We start from the raw sequence: 14,636 nt of genomic DNA, 5'->3' as shown, positions 1-14,636 counted from the left end.
GAAGGCAGAGCCTTCTAGAATTCATTCCCAGTCAGAGACTGGGAATGAGATGATCTGGGTTCTTTGCGGGGTAGATATTTTACGTTAAGTTGACACCAATGAAGCTCTTGCTTTACCCCTACACATCTGGGTTCTTTGTCATTTGGCAAAAGTTTAAATCTCACAAGTACATAGTATAACTCTTAACTGGGAACAGTTTCAACTGTCTGGACATCCTCAATTTTCCAAATCTGACAAAGAAAAATGCACCTATTTTGAGACACCATCAGCCAAAACCTGGCACTTCTTTGTGATGAAAATCCGCGAAACTCTTATTAATAAATGGTTTTAGCTTTATTTAGCAAGTCTTAATTAAGTAGGTGAACAGAAAAATTTAAAGGTATGTGAAGAAAAGTAAAATCACTCAAAACTCTCTTCCTGTTCCCTGTTCCCTGTTCCCTGTTCCCTGTTCCCTGTTCCCTTGCCCCAACGACAATTTTTAACGCCCACCTACTTAACAATTGTCCAGAAACTATCCTAGCTAGTCCACGTCACCATACATATCACATATTATTGGCAATCTTATCATGAGTCGTTCTATCCATTGGCAATCTAGCACCGCTGCACTCATGGCTATAGCCATTACAACAGGTACAGCCATCCCCGTGCTATCATTTAACCCTGTTTTTGCCCAAGGATTTAATCTCAATCAATCGCGGACAATTAGTATCCCCGCTAATGTCACTTTACCTGTTACCTACGAAAAAGAGAAGGTTATTGTCAAACCGGGTGAAACATTGGCTCTAACTCTGAAAATAGCTGACAATGTTACTGATAAAAACAGAAATATTTTAATTCCTGCTAATACTGAAGTTATTGGAGAATTACAACCAGTAAGATTAAATGGGGCATCTACTAATAATAACCGGCAAGGTGTCCGCTTTGTAGCCAGGGAATTAGTATTTCCCTCTGGACAACGACAACAGATTTATGCTAACTCTAAAACCATCACCCAAACAGAAACAATTACCAAAGGATCAAGCACTGGACAAATATTAACAGATGCGGCTATTGGTGCGGGTGCTGCTACTCTGATTTCTTTGGTGACTGGTAACAAGAAAATTGAAGTTTTAGAACCCGTAGGTGGTGCAGCAGCGGGGGCTTTAGCTAGTATACTATTGCGAAAACCAAAAGCTGATGTTTTTGTGTTAAGACCAGAACAAGATTTAGATATTACCCTGACTTCAAATTTAGTCATAACTCGTCAATAAACTTATAGCGGTATGCACTGGAATGAAATACATCATAGTCCCCTCCTCGCTTGCGGGGAGGGTTTGGGGGTGGGGTTCTTGTACTTCATAACACCACAAAGTGCTGTAATAGTTTTGAAGTTGTGAATTTCATAATATAAATAAATTTTAGTCTCACGCAAAGGCGCGAAGACGCACTGAGGTTTGAGTTTTAAAGGTTCAATTTGGGAATTTCATACCTCACATTGGTGTCAACTTAACGTAAAACCTCTATCCCGCAAAGAACTCAAGTCATCTCATTCCCAGTCTCTGACTGGGAATGAATTCTAGAAGGCTCTGCCTTCAATAATATTAGAGGCAGAGCCTCATCAACTGCATTCCTAGTCAGAGACTAGGAACGAGATGTGGTAGGGATTTGAGCTTAAGTTGACACCAATGCATACCTCAATATGGCTACGCTACGCAGGCTATCAGCAACGCCTGAAATTTTTAAGTCTATTTATTTATTCCCTATTTTAGCCAACAGATTGCAACCAAATTATAAATGTAGTTCCTGGGGTATTTGGTAATGTGATAATTGAGTTAATGGCTGGACTAAAAACCTCGATGTTTCCCTGCATTTCTACTATTAACTGTTTAGCAATGGCAATTCCTAAGCCAGTTCCCGGAATTTCTGTTTTTGCCTGTACACCCCGGTAATGTCTTTCTCCTAGATGTTCTAAGTCCTCTGGAGGAATACCTGGACCTGTATCACTAATAGCAATACCTTGTAAATTTCCTTTTTGTTGCCCACATTGTACTAAGATTTTACCTCCAGGTGGTGTATATTTTAAAGCGTTATCAAGGATATTACTCAAAACTTCTCCTAAGGCTTTTTCATTCACCCTCGCTAGGGGTAGGTGAGGAGAAATTTCTGTGATTAATTGTAGATTTCGTTCTTGAGCGATCGCTTGGGCAGATATTAATAAAGGTGCTAATAAATCTACTAAGAAACGATTAGTTAATTGTTCCCCTGTTCCGGGCAATAATAACGCAGGTTTAGCTGCTTTTTGGACATTTGCGTTAATAACTACTTTTGATTCTGGTAGAGGTAAAGGTTCTGAATCTGCCGTATTTAAATCAATTACTTGATCAAATTGTTTTAATAGTTCTTGTAAGCGATCGCTCTCCCGGACTATACTGGTGGCTACTTCCCGATTAGGATCAACCGGTAGCATCCGCTTAAATAGTAATTTCCCAAAGGTGCGGATAGCAGTTAAGGGGTTACGAAATTGATGTAAAAGATTATCTAATAAATCCCGTTGTCTCTCTTGGAGAATTTGTTCCTGCTGGAGTTGATGTTGTAACCATGACTGGCGCTGGTCTAAAATGCAAGCGATCGCTAAAGTCTTAGCAATGCGTTCAATTTCCCGTTCCTCTCGTTCATTCCATTCCCTATCTTCTCTCGCCGTCACCAATAACCCCATCATCACGCCTTCATGAATCAAAGGTAAAACAATTTGGTTATGACTCAGCCAGTATTCATCTTGTGCATCGTGTAAATTTTGTTTTCCTGTTGCTGCCGATTCCGCTGATTCATGGGAGGATATTGGAGTCGGTTTTAACAATCTCATTTGCTGATTGGGTAATGCTAAAACATTAGCTAACCTTACAGGATAACCTTCCCCCACATCACTATATTCATCACTAGGATTTAATGCTATAGTCTCTGGATACACCATTACTGGAATTAGTCGTGCCTCTGCTGTAGATTTTTCTACTAGTTCTTGTGTCAAATAAACAACGCTAAAGCCCGCTCCCATCCCTTGGGTTAGCAGAGCCATTTGCTCTCGACATAGAGCAAGAAAATCAGAACTGGCAGACATTAGCATGAGTTCAGGAATCTAGGAGGAAGAATAAGTCACCAAGTCAGAAGAAGAAGGAAAGAAGGAATTGGTAGGGGTTTAGCTTATGCCTTACCCCTATAGCTTTCGACCTAATTTTCGCATTTTATTCAAGTACATAACGTTACTAAGGCTTCTAGCTATCTAGTTTAGTCTGGTAATGGATGATTGGTAGGGAAACAATAGCTGAAAAGTCAGCAATTTTTTTAATTTTTAAGTCTTCATTTTTGACAGTTTTACCCTAGTTGTATCAAAACATTAAAAACTATTGATCTTTTAAGATAGAACTTATATAATGACGACGGATTTTGTAGCCATAACTACAGTCTATAGCTTGAAACAGGAGGACAATAGGTTGGCAAGGAGACGCAAGCGGAAGAGTCGTCGTAGGCAGGAAGGACGGCGCATACTTGAGCATATCCCTCAGTACAGCATTGAAAGTGGCGAAGATAAACCTGTGACAGCAGCAAGAAAGTTCATTCAAGCTGAAGGTATCACGCCACCTGCGCTGCTACTAGTAAAACGCAATGAACATACAACAGACCGATATTTCTGGGCGGAAAAAGGTCTGTTTGGCGCTCAATACGTAGAAGAGAATCATTTCTTGTTCCCTAGTCTCAGGATTTTAGAATCACCAACAGCACCACAAACTGTGTCTGTTGCTGTGGCTAGTAACTAAACAACAAATGACTATCATATCTTGTAAATGTGACTTCTGACTCTGTGAATAATTAACTGGCAATTATGACTGGTTTGTTCAAAAATTCCATTTCTTTTAATTTTTTGGTTGAATTTGCCAGTAGAGTTTAAATACATTCTCTCAAGTCATGGGATAATTAATTCCTCATTAATCTGTAATAGATTAGATGAATCAGTTTGTTATCAGCTTATACAAAAGAGAATAGCGACAGAGCCAAGGTCATCCAAAAAATGAAGTATGAATTATTTATTTATGCTCTCACTAATTTGGACTACTATCAAGCTCTGTCCGCCAATTTAAATTTTTCCTCATGACATACCAAGCATCAGGAAGATTTCCCTACTGCTGATTTACTCAAAACTTGAGTCAGAAGCCTACATAATGCTAGTTTTCACCCCCAACAATTAATCAAGTGTCAAGTGTCTTTAGCTGTAATGCCCTTTGTAACTCAGCCAGTTCATCTCTATGGGCAGTTACAGTGATTGTACTTGAGAAGTTTTGCCCACTTGGGATATTTTCCATCTTGAGTGACACCTTCTCAAGTCTTCCAGATTTTTTCCAGTACAATAATCCACTTAAAGGCGAAAACAGGATTATTAATAGAAAAAATTGGCCAAAATCGGGCAAAAGCATTGATAGAACCAACGCCAAACAACCCAAACCTACGGCTGCTAATATAGTCAAAAATATAGCTAGAAACCAGCTAGGGCTAACCAATCCTTCAAAAGTGACTTGATTTTTAGCAGTATCTACCGCTGAAACTCGATAAGCACGAGAGCGAAAATACTCCTTTAATGCAGCCATTAATGTATTTTCATCCTGTTCTGAAGTCAATTGCATCATTTCTGTACGATCCTTGGTCGAAGCGCGTATAAAGAAAAATAATCCAACTGATAACAGAAAAGTTAAGAGGAACGTAGATTGAGAAACAGTAGAATTCATAACTAATTTTACGTCTGAAATTTTCAGTAGACTTAACCCATTATCAATTATTCTGGAAATAGGTAACAGCTAACAAACAACAAACGGAAGTTGTTCTTAATTTTTAAGTTTTAATTTTTATATGACGCAAAACTCCGAAACACCATCATCTAACCTCCGGGCTATAGCCCAACAATTTCGCCTAGCAGGTTGGATTAGTTTATGGATTCAGTTGGTATTAGGTGTAATTTCTGGAATAATTGTCTTGTTATTTGGCATTTTTAGTCAAAAAGCAGGTAGCCCCAGTAACAATCCAGGAACGGGCTTTGGCGTGTTTTTAGCAATTTGTGGCATACTTCTGTTGGGTGCTGGTATTTACTTAGCTTATCGCTACACTAGAATTGGCAAGAAATTAGAATCCCCTAATCCCACTAATCGCCCTCGTAAGGTGGAAACTGTGCAGGTATTACGTTTAGGTCTATGGATAAATTTAGGGGGAATATTAGTCACTTTATTGGGAGCGCAAGCGATCGTTGGTACACTAGTAGCTAGGTCTATATCTCCTCAAGCAGTAACTACTCAATTATTTGACCCAACTCGGATTATTAGCGGTTTAGATATGCTCATAGTCCAGGCAAATACAAATACTGTATCAGCGCATTTTGCAGGTTTATTAGCATCTTTGTGGTTAATGAATCGGATTAATAAACCATAATTGACAGTGGTTGTGGTATCCTAATCTTTGAAAACAGGTAATTCTAAAATAAATCCTGGTAAAACATTTTCTCCCGATAAACTTGTCGGTAATGATACTATTTCTACAGACTGATTTTGACGGTAAATTTCTACTTGTTGATTTTGAGGATCAATTAACCAACCTAAACGTAAACCACTATTAAAATACTCCTGCATTTTCTCCTGTAATTGACTCAAAGAATCTGTACGAGAACGCAATTCTATGACAAAATCAGGACAAATTTTAGCAAATTTCTCTTTTTCTTGAATGCTTAAAGAATCCCAACGTTCATTAGCAATCCAAGCCACATCAGGAGAACGTTTACCACCATTAGGTAGAGTAAAAACAGTGGAAGAACTAAATACTTTTCCGAGTTTAGTTTGACGATTCCAAATCACAACATCTGCATTAAACTCTGATTCTCTATTACCACTAATTGCACCAACTGGAGGCATAATTATTAATTCTCCTTTAGCTGTTTGTTCAAGTTTCCAATCTTCATTGATTTGACATAGTTGATAAAATTGATCATCACTTAACTCTACATTTTTGATATTTAAAATAACTGATTGAGTTGTCATCATTGCTGAAAACTCCTTAACGCTTAGGTAATGGAGAAGAGTATCTGAACTAATTATCAACTATATTTGGTAAATTTACCACTGATCATAATTAAACGCAGATAAACGCAGATAAACGCAGATGAGAAAGGTGGCATTAGTATATAGGGTTTAGCATTGTTAAGCCCTTACGATTAATTATCTCAATCAAGTATAATTGACAAAACTTAACGAAATTCACCAATGCTGGATATTAAACAAATTAGAGAAAATCCCCAATTAGTACAAGAAAAGTTGAATACTCGTAGTGGTAAATACGAGATTCAGCCTATCTTAGATTTGAGTCAACAACAACGGGAATTGGAAGTAAAACGCAATGAACTCCAAGCCCGGAGTAATGAAATTGGTAAACTGGTGGGACACAAGGTAAAATCTGGTGTTAATCCTCAAGATGCAGAAATTCTGGCTTTAAAGGATGAAGGAAACAGCCTCAAAATCACATTAAGCGGATTAGAACCCCAGGAAAAAGAGTTAAAAGCGCAAATTCATCAATTACTCTTAGCACTTCCTAACCTTCCCAGTGATTCTACCCCCATTGGTACAAGTGAAGATGATAACCAAGAAGTGAAAACATGGGGAGATGAATATAAACCCGAAAATCCCAACATTGTCCCCCATTGGGAAATCGGCGAAAAGTTGGGAATTTTGAACTTTGAAAGAGCGGTAAAAATTGCCCAAACTCGGTTTGTGAGTTTGATAGGTGCGGGTGCAGGTTTAGAAAGAGCATTAATTCAGTTTATGCTTTCTAAACATATTGAAAATGGCTATATAGAAGTTAGTCCACCGTTATTAGTAAATACAGATTCTTTAACGGGAACTGGACAATTACCCAAGTTTGCAGAGGATAGTTTTAAATGTGCAGAAGATGATTTATGGTTAATTCCCACCGCAGAAGTTCCGGTAACTAATTTGTATCGAGGGGACATTATCAACGGGGAAGAATTACCAATTTATCATACTGCATATACGCCATGTTTTCGGCGGGAAGCGGGAAGTTATGGACGGGATATGCGGGGTTTAATTCGGTTACATCAATTCAATAAAGTTGAGTTGGTGAAGTTAGTAAAACCGGAAAATTCTTTTGATGAATTGGAGACGTTGCTAGTCAGTGCAGAGAGTATTTTACAGGCTTTGAAATTGCCTTATCGGGTGATTAATTTATGTACTGCTGATTTAGGTTTTTCTGCAACAAAAACTTATGATTTAGAGGTGTGGTTGCCTTCTGCTGGGAAGTATCGAGAGATTTCTAGTTGTTCTAATTGTGTTGATTTTCAAGCGAGAAGGGCGGATATTCGGTTTAAGGAAACTGGTAAGAAAGGAACGCAGTTTGTACATACTTTAAATGGTTCTGGTTTGGCTGTGGGTAGGACTATGGCGGCGATTTTGGAGAATTATCAGCAAGCTGACGGGACGATTAAAGTACCGGACGTTTTGCAGGTTTATTTGGGTAGGGAGGTTTTGTGATTTAGGGGTTTTGTAGAGGCGTTTGGGGTGCGTCTCTACATGGGTTTTGATAAAGCATATTTTTAGAATATATTATAAGTTGATACCCTAGCAGTATACTAACTTTAGTAAAGTAACTGTAAATTTTATTCTGAGCATAAGCTTATGCAAAAACAGTATATCTACTCAATACTCGGTCTTTTCGTTGGTGCTTTTATTAATGTCATTTTTAACCTAATTGCCGCTGCTATTCAGCAACGCACTATTGGTGAAAAGTTTAATAATCAGACGATTTGGTGGATGGCTATATTTGCAACTTTAGGCTTGTTAGTTGGATATTGGTTAAGCCTCAAATCAGAAAGTTCTAATAAAGCGAAGCATCAAGGTGGAATTAGAGGCAGACGCATGAAAAGTAAGAAAGGTCGTTTTCGTGCAGAGGAAAGCACTGGTCAAGGTATTGATCTAGAGGATGTTGAAGCTGAAGGTGATGTTGATCTTATAGGCACTCACTTACAAAACGATAAATATCGTAATTCTATTCATTCTATTTTACCAAATGTCCCTGGATCTATTGATGCGAACTCCTTAAATGCTGGTGGAAATATAGCTATCTTCAATGGTTCATTACCTCTAGCAGAGCAACTTAACTATTTCCAAGACCAGTTAAATATTTCTTCTTCTCATCCAGATAGCTATCCTTCAGCTAGACTCCAATCGTATTGGAATATATGGAGAAAACTCCAATTACTCCGGTTAGCGGGAGAGGAATTGTGGAAAGGAGCAAGCGAAAATAATATTATGAATTTCTCTCAACTGTTGAACGAAATACTCTTAAAATTAGATGAAAGTGCGATATTCTTTGAAGAAGAAGAATATATGAGGCTTCGGGAAATATTAAATGTATTTGGTAACTTCAGACTTGGAAAGATTCGTCTTATAGACATACGCAATGAAGAAGATTTATATCGAATCTCTTCGAGTCAAGCAAGGCGGCAAATCGAACGTAATCTTAGATACAAATGTGAGTATGAAGAACTTTTGGATAAAATTCGTGTTTCTTTTAGAGATAGGCTTAGATGCTAGATTATCTAATCTTGATCGCTCATCTGGTAGGGTGCGTTAATGAAATGTAATGCACCGTTTTTTATTAAAATTTAACTGTCTGAATCAGGATATCCAGGATTAAAGGATTAACAGGATTATATTTGATATTGATATTGTGGAATATTTGAATTAGTGCAATTTCTGAAAATGTAGATGAATATTAAAAAACATCCTGTACATCCTCAAATCCTGAGCATCCTGATTCAGACAAGAAAATTAACTGTCTGAATCAGGATAACCAGGATTAAAGGATTAACAGGATTATATTTGATATTGATATTGTGGAATATTTGAATTAGCGCAATTTCAGAAAATGCAGATTAATTTTAAAAAACATCCTGTAAATCCTCAAATCCTGGACATCCTGATTCAGACAAAATGCAATTTCAGAAAATGTAGATGAATATTAAAAAAACATCCTGTAAATCCTCAAATCCTGGACATCCTGATTCAGACAAAATGCAACTTCTGAAAATATAGATGAATATTAAAAAAACATCCTGTACATCCTCAAATCCTGGACATCCTGATTCAGACAAAATGCAACTTCTGAAAATGTAGATGAATATTAAAAAAATATCCTGTACATCCTCAAATCCTGGACATCCTGATTCAGACAAAAAAGATTAACAGGATACTGTATAGTAAATTTAGCAAAGTAATCATACTTTAATAATATGACCAAAACAATATACATAGAAACAAGTATTATTGGTTATTTAACAGCAAGACCTAGTAAAAATTTGATAGTTGCTGCTAATGCAGAATTAACAAGAGACTGGTGGGACACTCAGCGAAACTCCTTTACTATTTACATTTCTCCACTGGTATTGCAAGAAGTAGCAAAAGGTGATGCAGAAATGGTGAATAAAAGACTAGAAGTTTTAAATAACTTTCCTTTACTTGATATCACAGAATCAGTACAAAATTTAGCACAGGAATTCCAAAAACAAAGTAATTTACCACCCAGTGCTGCTTATGATACTGTTCACATTGCTACAGCTACCGTCTATGGATTGGATTATCTGTTAACATGAAATTGTAAGCACATTGCTAACCCCTATATTCAGAAAAAACTCTCACAGATTGCTGATAGTTTAGGGTATGAATTGCCAACAATATGTACACCTTATGAAATGTTAGGAGAATAATTTATGTGGAATGATGAAGTTTTGGCAGAAATTCGTAAAATAAGAGATGAACAAGCTAAGTCATTTAATTATGATTTGGCTGCTATTTGTGCTGATTTAAGAAAACAACAAGCAACAAGTGGAAGAAAGATTATTTCTCTTCCATTGAAGAAAGTAGTTCTCTCACGCTAATTTTGTAGGGTGTATTAATACAATATGATGCACCTTTTTCTATTAACATTTAACTGTCTGATAGCGTAGCGTGGCGCAAGCCATATCAGGATATCCACCGATTAAAAGATTAACAGGATTGTATTTGATATTGATATTCTGGGATATTTAAATTAGCGCAATTTCTAAGTAATTCCAGTTCATAATAATCGGGTAAAATCAGTTTATGTTAAACGAGTATTAGAATTAATAGAAGGAGAGTAATCATGAATTATCCCATAGTTGTTTATCCTTGTGAAGAAGGCGGTTTTGTAGCAGAAATTCCAGCATTAAAAGGATGTTTAGCACAGGGTGAAACTTTAGAATAAACCTTACAAGAATTGATAATTGTGCGAAACTTATGGTTAGAAACAGCCGAAAAACATGGTCAAAAATTGCCAGATATTGAAGGTGCTATTGCAAAGGTGAAAGCCCTAAGTAGCGTATAAATTTTAGAATCAGGATTTCCACCGATTAAAGGATTAACAGGATTATATTTGAGTTTGATATTCTGGAATATTTGAATTAGCGCAATTGCTGAAAATATAGATAAATATTAAAAAACATCCTGTACATCCTCAAATCCTGAGCATCCTGATTCTGACAAAATGCAACTTCTGAAAATGTAGATAAATATTAAAAAAACATCCTGTACATCCTGATTAAGCCAATTTTTAGCTACAATTAAAGCATAAGCAACTAACATGAATTAGAGGAAATAATCATGAATACAGCTAAACTTTGCAGTGACGGTACTCATCAAATGGTGATATTACCAACAGATTTTAAAATGACAGGTACTGAAGTCTATGTTAAAAAAATTGGTAATGCCATTATTCTTATTAGTAAAGATAATTCTTGGCAAACTCTAATTGATAGTTTAGACCAATTTTCTGATGATTTTATGATGACTAGAGATCAACTTCCTATTGATAAAAGAGAGGAGTTTTAAATGCAATATCTTCTCGATACTAATATCTGTATTTATCTGATTAGGCAAAAACCAGAAAAAGTTATAGCACGATTTCAAACCTTGTCAATTTCTGATATTGGCATTTCTTCCATTACCGTTGCTGAATTAGAATATGGAGTTTATAAAAGTCAGCAACAAGAGAAAAATAAAAATGCCCTCATGCAGTTTTTACTTCCTTTAGAAATTATTGAATTTAGTCAAAATGCAGCAGTAATTTATGGATGTATTAGAAGTGATTTAGAAAGAAAAGGGCTTGTAATTGGATTAATGGATATGTTAATTGCTGCTCATGCAATGAGCTTAGGTGTTACTCTCGTTACTAACAATATCCGCGAATTTTCTCGCATTCCTAAACTCTCGTTAGAAAATTGGGCAGAGTAAGTTAATGAAATGTAACGCACCGTTTTCTATTAATATTTAACTGTCAGAATCAGGATAACCAGGATTAAAGGATTAACAGGATTATATTTGATATTGATATTGTGGAATATTGGAATTAGTGCAATTTCTGAAGATGTAGATTAATATTAGAAAATTATCCTGTACATCCTCAAACCCTGGACATCCTGATTCAGACAAAATGCAATTTCTGAAAATGTAGACCAATATTAAAAAAACATCCTGTACATCCTCAAATCCTGGACATCCTGATTCTGACAAAATGCGATTGTTTAAACTATAATAAAATATAACCATCATTCATCATCAAATTATTATGCTAAAAAGTTACGAAGCAATTTATGAAAATGGCCAATTAACATGGTTGTCAGAACAACCTCAAGTTAATTCTGCTCGTGTGATTATCACTATACTACAAGAAAACTTACCATCAAAAAAACGCCGTACTCCTCCTGCTTCTATTGCTGGTAAAGGTAAAACATTGGGTGATATTGTTAGTCCTATTGTGAATGAAGAAGAGTGGGAATGTCTCAAATAATAATTCTTGATACTCATATTTGGTTCTGGTTTATTAATCAACAATTTGATAAATTTCCTACCCACTGGAGAGAAGTTATTGAAACGGCTGACGAGGTAGGTATTTGTGTTATCTCCTGTTATGAAATAGCACTTGCACAACAACGAAGAAGACTAGAATTACCTTGTGCTACTAATCAATGGTTTCAGGAAGCATTAGCACCAGCAGGTATTACATTATTTCCCTTGACTCCGGAAATTGCTTGTCGTGCTGTGAATTTATCTCCTGTTCACAAAGATCCATTTGACCGTTTAATTATTGCTACTACATTAGAATATCAAGCAAAATTAGCCAGTATTGATGGTTTCTTTTCTCAATATCCTGAACTCAATAATTATTTGATGAAATAGTTCGCTCATCTTATAGTGTGCGTTAATGAAATATAACGCACCGTTTTTTATTGAAATTTAACTGTCAGAATCAGGATAACCAGGATTAAAGGATTAACAGGATTATATTTGAGTTTGATATTGTGGGATATTTGAATTAGTGCAATTGCTGAAGATGTAGATTAATATTAAAAAATCATCCTGTACATCCTCAAATCGTGGACATCCTGATATGGGTTGCCCCACTCTACGCTATCAGACAAATTTGGTATAATTAACATGATCATTTACTAATTAAGTGAACTATGAAAACACTAAGTAGGTTGGCGTTGAAAATTGTCGTTATGGCAAGGCAAAAGGCAAGAGGCAATAGGCAAGAGTGAAGAGGGTTTGGGCGATTTTACGTTTCTTTACACAGTTTGGTTTTATTGTGTTCACCTACTTAGACATAAAAGTAACTATAACAAATGATGGCAAATTATTAGTCAATTCTCCTGTAGATATACCAATGGGAGAATATAACGCTGTTATTGTATTAGAAGATCGCCCAATTGAACATCATCTGCACCAATTGCAGAATGTGATGGGGAATTAGAGTGGTAAATTGGAAATTAGTTTATACTAAACAATCTCAGAAAGATGCTAAAAAATTAGCTGCAAGTAATTTAAAATGAATTTCGCTCAAACCCTCACATTTAAGGGTAAAAACCCGGTTGTCACGTTGTTAGAAAAAGTCTATTCCACAGGTGTTAAACTCACAACTTCAGCTATGGAAGAACTGGAAACACAGATTCACCACCTTCCTGATCTCAAAAAATGGTTTGTGGAAATTTTTGCTAAACCAGCATAGTTATTGGATCATCTTTTTTGTGGAGTTCTCTTATGTCTGATTTCAACTGGAAATTTTTAAGTGTAGTTTTATCTTGGCAAGGTTTATTTACTGTAATTATTACTAATTGCTTATTGATTCTCAATCTAGCTACAAAACCAGCCATTGCTCAGAACAGACAGGATTGTTGGGTATCATCAAAAGCAACTCAAGAAAAAGAAAACTTACGTTTATTGGCTTTTAAAGGCAATAAAGAGGCGGCAAGTCGCTATCAGAAATTACTCAAACAGCATACACAAGAATTAAAAACCTGTCGTAGTCAGACTTGGCCGCAAACTCAGGCTATTTGGTTGCGCCTGTATCCCTGTGATATCCAGCCGGGAGCAGTTGATCAAATTATGGATCGAATTGTCAACCAAGGCTATAACCAAGTTTATTTAGAAGTATTTTATGATGGACAAGTGTTATTACCCGCCGCAACTAATTCTACAGTTTGGCCTGCTGTAGTTCGCCTTCCTGGTGCAGAAAAATTTGATTTATTAGCATTAGCAATTAAAAAAGGGCAACAACGGGGTTTAAAGGTTTATACTTGGATGTTTACGACTAACTTCGGTTACACCTATGCTCAACGTGCAGATAGACAAAATGCGATCGCTCGTAATGGCAAAAATCAAACCAGCTTATCCGTAGTAGAAGATAGTTCCCAAGTCTTCATTGATCCCTACAACACCCAAGCAAAAACCGATTACTACCGTATGGTACAACAGGTTATCCGCCGTCGTCCAGATGGTATTCTCTTCGATTATGTTCGTTATCCTCGTCAGACCGGCATTGACTCCATTGCTACCAAAGTTCATGACCTCTGGCTATTTACTCCAGCCACCCAAGAAGTCCTATTTAGTCGCGCCAAAAATGCCAAAGGATTAGAATTAATTCGTCGTTTTTTAACCAAAGGATATGTCAGCGCTGGCGACATAGCAGAAATTGATAAACGCTATCCTCAAGAAGATGAACCCATGTGGGAAGGGCGTATTCCCCCCAAAAAGCAGAAATCCTTACCTTCTCCAGCAGAAAAACAGCGGGTTTTGCAATTGGATTTGTGGTTACTCTCCGTTGCTCATGCTATGCAAGGTATCTTAGATTTTGTAACTTTAGCAAGTTACCCAGCCAAACAAAAAGGTATTCCCGCGGGAGCGGTATTTTTTCCCGAAGGTAATCAAGCTTTAGGACAGGGGTATGATTCCCGCTTGCAACCTTGGGATAAGTTCCCCAGTACCCTAGAATGGCATCCCATGTCCTATGCAAATTGCGGGAATGCTAGTTGCATTGTGGCGCAAGTTCAACAAGTTTTAAAAATGGCGCAACCAGGTACAAAAGTGATTCCGGCTTTAGCTGGGAAATGGGGAGAATCAATTAGCAATCGTCCTCCTTTAGAAGTACAAATGCAAGCCCTCCGCCAATTATCTCCTCAAATTAAGGGTGTCAGCCATTTTGCTTATTCTTGGCAACATCCTGAACATGACGGTGAACGGAAAGCTTGCAATATTCGGTGA

The 14,636-nt window shown here is 36.8% G+C and carries 17 protein-coding genes and 1 pseudogene; 15 read left to right on the top strand and 3 right to left on the bottom strand.

The features are described from left to right. The first annotated feature begins 566 nt into the window (after positions 1–566). Positions 567–1,250, top strand: a complete 684-nt coding sequence (locus AA650_RS08150) for a hypothetical protein (RefSeq protein WP_053538632.1) — start codon at positions 567–569, stop codon at positions 1,248–1,250. 494 nt (positions 1,251–1,744) lie between these two features. On the opposite strand, the gene AA650_RS08145 is transcribed toward AA650_RS08150, so the two are convergent. Further along, positions 1,745–3,100, bottom strand: coding sequence for a sensor histidine kinase (locus tag AA650_RS08145; RefSeq protein WP_053538631.1), 1,356 nt, complete (start codon positions 3,098–3,100; stop codon positions 1,745–1,747). 367 nt (positions 3,101–3,467) lie between these two features. On the opposite strand from AA650_RS08145, the gene AA650_RS08140 reads away from it, so the two are divergent. Then, a complete protein-coding gene (locus AA650_RS08140; protein ID WP_053541224.1) occupies positions 3,468–3,791 on the top strand; it encodes a DUF3155 domain-containing protein in 324 nt (107 codons plus the stop codon). A gap of 429 nt (positions 3,792–4,220) precedes the next feature. On the opposite strand, the gene AA650_RS08135 is transcribed toward AA650_RS08140, so the two are convergent. After that, positions 4,221–4,754, bottom strand: coding sequence for a cofactor assembly of complex C subunit B (locus tag AA650_RS08135; protein ID WP_053538630.1), 534 nt, complete (start codon positions 4,752–4,754; stop codon positions 4,221–4,223). A 121-nt stretch (positions 4,755–4,875) separates the two neighbouring features. On the opposite strand from AA650_RS08135, the gene AA650_RS08130 reads away from it, so the two are divergent. Then, positions 4,876–5,448 (top strand): DUF3611 family protein, encoded by a 573-nt coding sequence (locus AA650_RS08130; RefSeq protein ID WP_053538629.1) that lies wholly within the window; start codon positions 4,876–4,878, stop codon positions 5,446–5,448. 20 nt (positions 5,449–5,468) lie between these two features. Here AA650_RS08130 and AA650_RS08125 read toward each other — a convergent pair whose 3' ends face one another. Then, the gene (locus AA650_RS08125) at positions 5,469–6,050 is read right to left on the bottom strand and encodes a Uma2 family endonuclease (protein WP_411762908.1); all 582 of its coding nucleotides are present in this window, start codon (positions 6,048–6,050) and stop codon (positions 5,469–5,471) included. A gap of 222 nt (positions 6,051–6,272) precedes the next feature. Here AA650_RS08125 and serS point away from each other — a divergent pair, with 222 nt between their 5' ends. The 12 genes and pseudogenes from serS to AA650_RS08070 all read left to right on the top strand — a co-directional run bounded on the left by serS (position 6,273) and on the right by AA650_RS08070 (position 14,636). Further along, positions 6,273–7,553 (top strand): serine--tRNA ligase, encoded by a 1,281-nt coding sequence (serS, locus tag AA650_RS08120; RefSeq protein ID WP_053538627.1) that lies wholly within the window; start codon positions 6,273–6,275, stop codon positions 7,551–7,553. A 144-nt stretch (positions 7,554–7,697) separates the two neighbouring features. Beyond that, entirely contained in the window at positions 7,698–8,615 is a 918-nt protein-coding gene (locus AA650_RS08115) for a hypothetical protein (protein WP_053538626.1), read from the top strand. Between the two features lie 698 nt (positions 8,616–9,313). Beyond that, positions 9,314–9,673 carry a type II toxin-antitoxin system VapC family toxin gene (locus AA650_RS08110; protein ID WP_234413346.1) on the top strand — a complete coding sequence of 120 codons (360 nt, stop codon included), beginning with the start codon at positions 9,314–9,316 and terminating at the stop codon, positions 9,671–9,673. 117 nt (positions 9,674–9,790) lie between these two features. Next, complete coding sequence (locus AA650_RS27720; protein ID WP_168466228.1) at positions 9,791–9,958, top strand: hypothetical protein; 168 nt, start codon at positions 9,791–9,793, stop codon at positions 9,956–9,958. A 245-nt stretch (positions 9,959–10,203) separates the two neighbouring features. Continuing rightward, positions 10,204–10,305 carry a type II toxin-antitoxin system HicB family antitoxin gene (locus AA650_RS27715; protein ID WP_199924403.1) on the top strand — a complete coding sequence of 34 codons (102 nt, stop codon included), beginning with the start codon at positions 10,204–10,206 and terminating at the stop codon, positions 10,303–10,305. 395 nt (positions 10,306–10,700) lie between these two features. Further along, complete coding sequence (locus AA650_RS08100) at positions 10,701–10,928, top strand: antitoxin (protein WP_053538625.1); 228 nt, start codon at positions 10,701–10,703, stop codon at positions 10,926–10,928. Next, positions 10,929–11,330: a type II toxin-antitoxin system tRNA(fMet)-specific endonuclease VapC gene (vapC, locus tag AA650_RS08095; protein WP_053538624.1), complete on the top strand. Its 402-nt coding sequence runs from the start codon at positions 10,929–10,931 to the stop codon at positions 11,328–11,330. A 334-nt stretch (positions 11,331–11,664) separates the two neighbouring features. After that, positions 11,665–11,886 carry a hypothetical protein gene (locus AA650_RS08090; protein ID WP_053538623.1) on the top strand — a complete coding sequence of 74 codons (222 nt, stop codon included), beginning with the start codon at positions 11,665–11,667 and terminating at the stop codon, positions 11,884–11,886. Next, positions 11,874–12,275, top strand: coding sequence for a type II toxin-antitoxin system VapC family toxin (locus AA650_RS08085; protein ID WP_053538622.1), 402 nt, complete (start codon positions 11,874–11,876; stop codon positions 12,273–12,275). Before AA650_RS08090 ends, AA650_RS08085 begins: the two co-directional genes overlap by 13 nt. Before the next feature lie 409 nt (positions 12,276–12,684). After that, positions 12,685–12,849 carry a hypothetical protein gene (locus tag AA650_RS08080; protein ID WP_168634702.1) on the top strand — a complete coding sequence of 55 codons (165 nt, stop codon included), beginning with the start codon at positions 12,685–12,687 and terminating at the stop codon, positions 12,847–12,849. 75 nt (positions 12,850–12,924) lie between these two features. Continuing rightward, a pseudogene (locus AA650_RS08075) lies at positions 12,925–13,104 on the top strand (ISAzo13-like element transposase-related protein); the annotation flags it as partial. A 32-nt stretch (positions 13,105–13,136) separates the two neighbouring features. Then, positions 13,137–14,636: a family 10 glycosylhydrolase gene (locus tag AA650_RS08070; protein WP_053538619.1), complete on the top strand. Its 1,500-nt coding sequence runs from the start codon at positions 13,137–13,139 to the stop codon at positions 14,634–14,636.

This window comes from Anabaena sp. WA102, assembly GCF_001277295.1.
Classification (GTDB): domain Bacteria; phylum Cyanobacteriota; class Cyanobacteriia; order Cyanobacteriales; family Nostocaceae; genus Dolichospermum; species Dolichospermum heterosporum.
The sequence above is the reverse complement of the archived record's forward strand: the minus strand, read 5'-3'. Positions and strand labels throughout refer to the sequence as shown.

Bases quoted from the DNA above. Each gene is read 5' to 3' on its own strand.
- AA650_RS08130 (WP_053538629.1), top strand. From the start codon at position 4,876: ATGACGCAAAACTCCGAAACACCATCATCTAACCTCCGGGCTATAGCC.
- AA650_RS08070 (WP_053538619.1), top strand. From the start codon at position 13,137: ATGTCTGATTTCAACTGGAAATTTTTAAGTGTAGTTTTATCTTGGCAA.
- AA650_RS08110 (WP_234413346.1), top strand. From the start codon at position 9,314: ATGACCAAAACAATATACATAGAAACAAGTATTATTGGTTATTTAACA.
- AA650_RS08135 (WP_053538630.1), bottom strand. From the start codon at position 4,754: ATGAATTCTACTGTTTCTCAATCTACGTTCCTCTTAACTTTTCTGTTA.
- AA650_RS08145 (WP_053538631.1), bottom strand. From the start codon at position 3,100: ATGCTAATGTCTGCCAGTTCTGATTTTCTTGCTCTATGTCGAGAGCAA.
- AA650_RS08085 (WP_053538622.1), top strand. From the start codon at position 11,874: ATGTCTCAAATAATAATTCTTGATACTCATATTTGGTTCTGGTTTATT.
- AA650_RS08115 (WP_053538626.1), top strand. From the start codon at position 7,698: ATGCAAAAACAGTATATCTACTCAATACTCGGTCTTTTCGTTGGTGCT.
- AA650_RS08100 (WP_053538625.1), top strand. From the start codon at position 10,701: ATGAATACAGCTAAACTTTGCAGTGACGGTACTCATCAAATGGTGATA.
- AA650_RS08150 (WP_053538632.1), top strand. From the start codon at position 567: ATGAGTCGTTCTATCCATTGGCAATCTAGCACCGCTGCACTCATGGCT.
- AA650_RS08125 (WP_411762908.1), bottom strand. From the start codon at position 6,050: ATGACAACTCAATCAGTTATTTTAAATATCAAAAATGTAGAGTTAAGT.
- AA650_RS27720 (WP_168466228.1), top strand. From the start codon at position 9,791: ATGTGGAATGATGAAGTTTTGGCAGAAATTCGTAAAATAAGAGATGAA.
- AA650_RS08090 (WP_053538623.1), top strand. From the start codon at position 11,665: ATGCTAAAAAGTTACGAAGCAATTTATGAAAATGGCCAATTAACATGG.
- serS (WP_053538627.1), top strand. From the start codon at position 6,273: ATGCTGGATATTAAACAAATTAGAGAAAATCCCCAATTAGTACAAGAA.
- AA650_RS27715 (WP_199924403.1), top strand. From the start codon at position 10,204: ATGAATTATCCCATAGTTGTTTATCCTTGTGAAGAAGGCGGTTTTGTA.
- vapC (WP_053538624.1), top strand. From the start codon at position 10,929: ATGCAATATCTTCTCGATACTAATATCTGTATTTATCTGATTAGGCAA.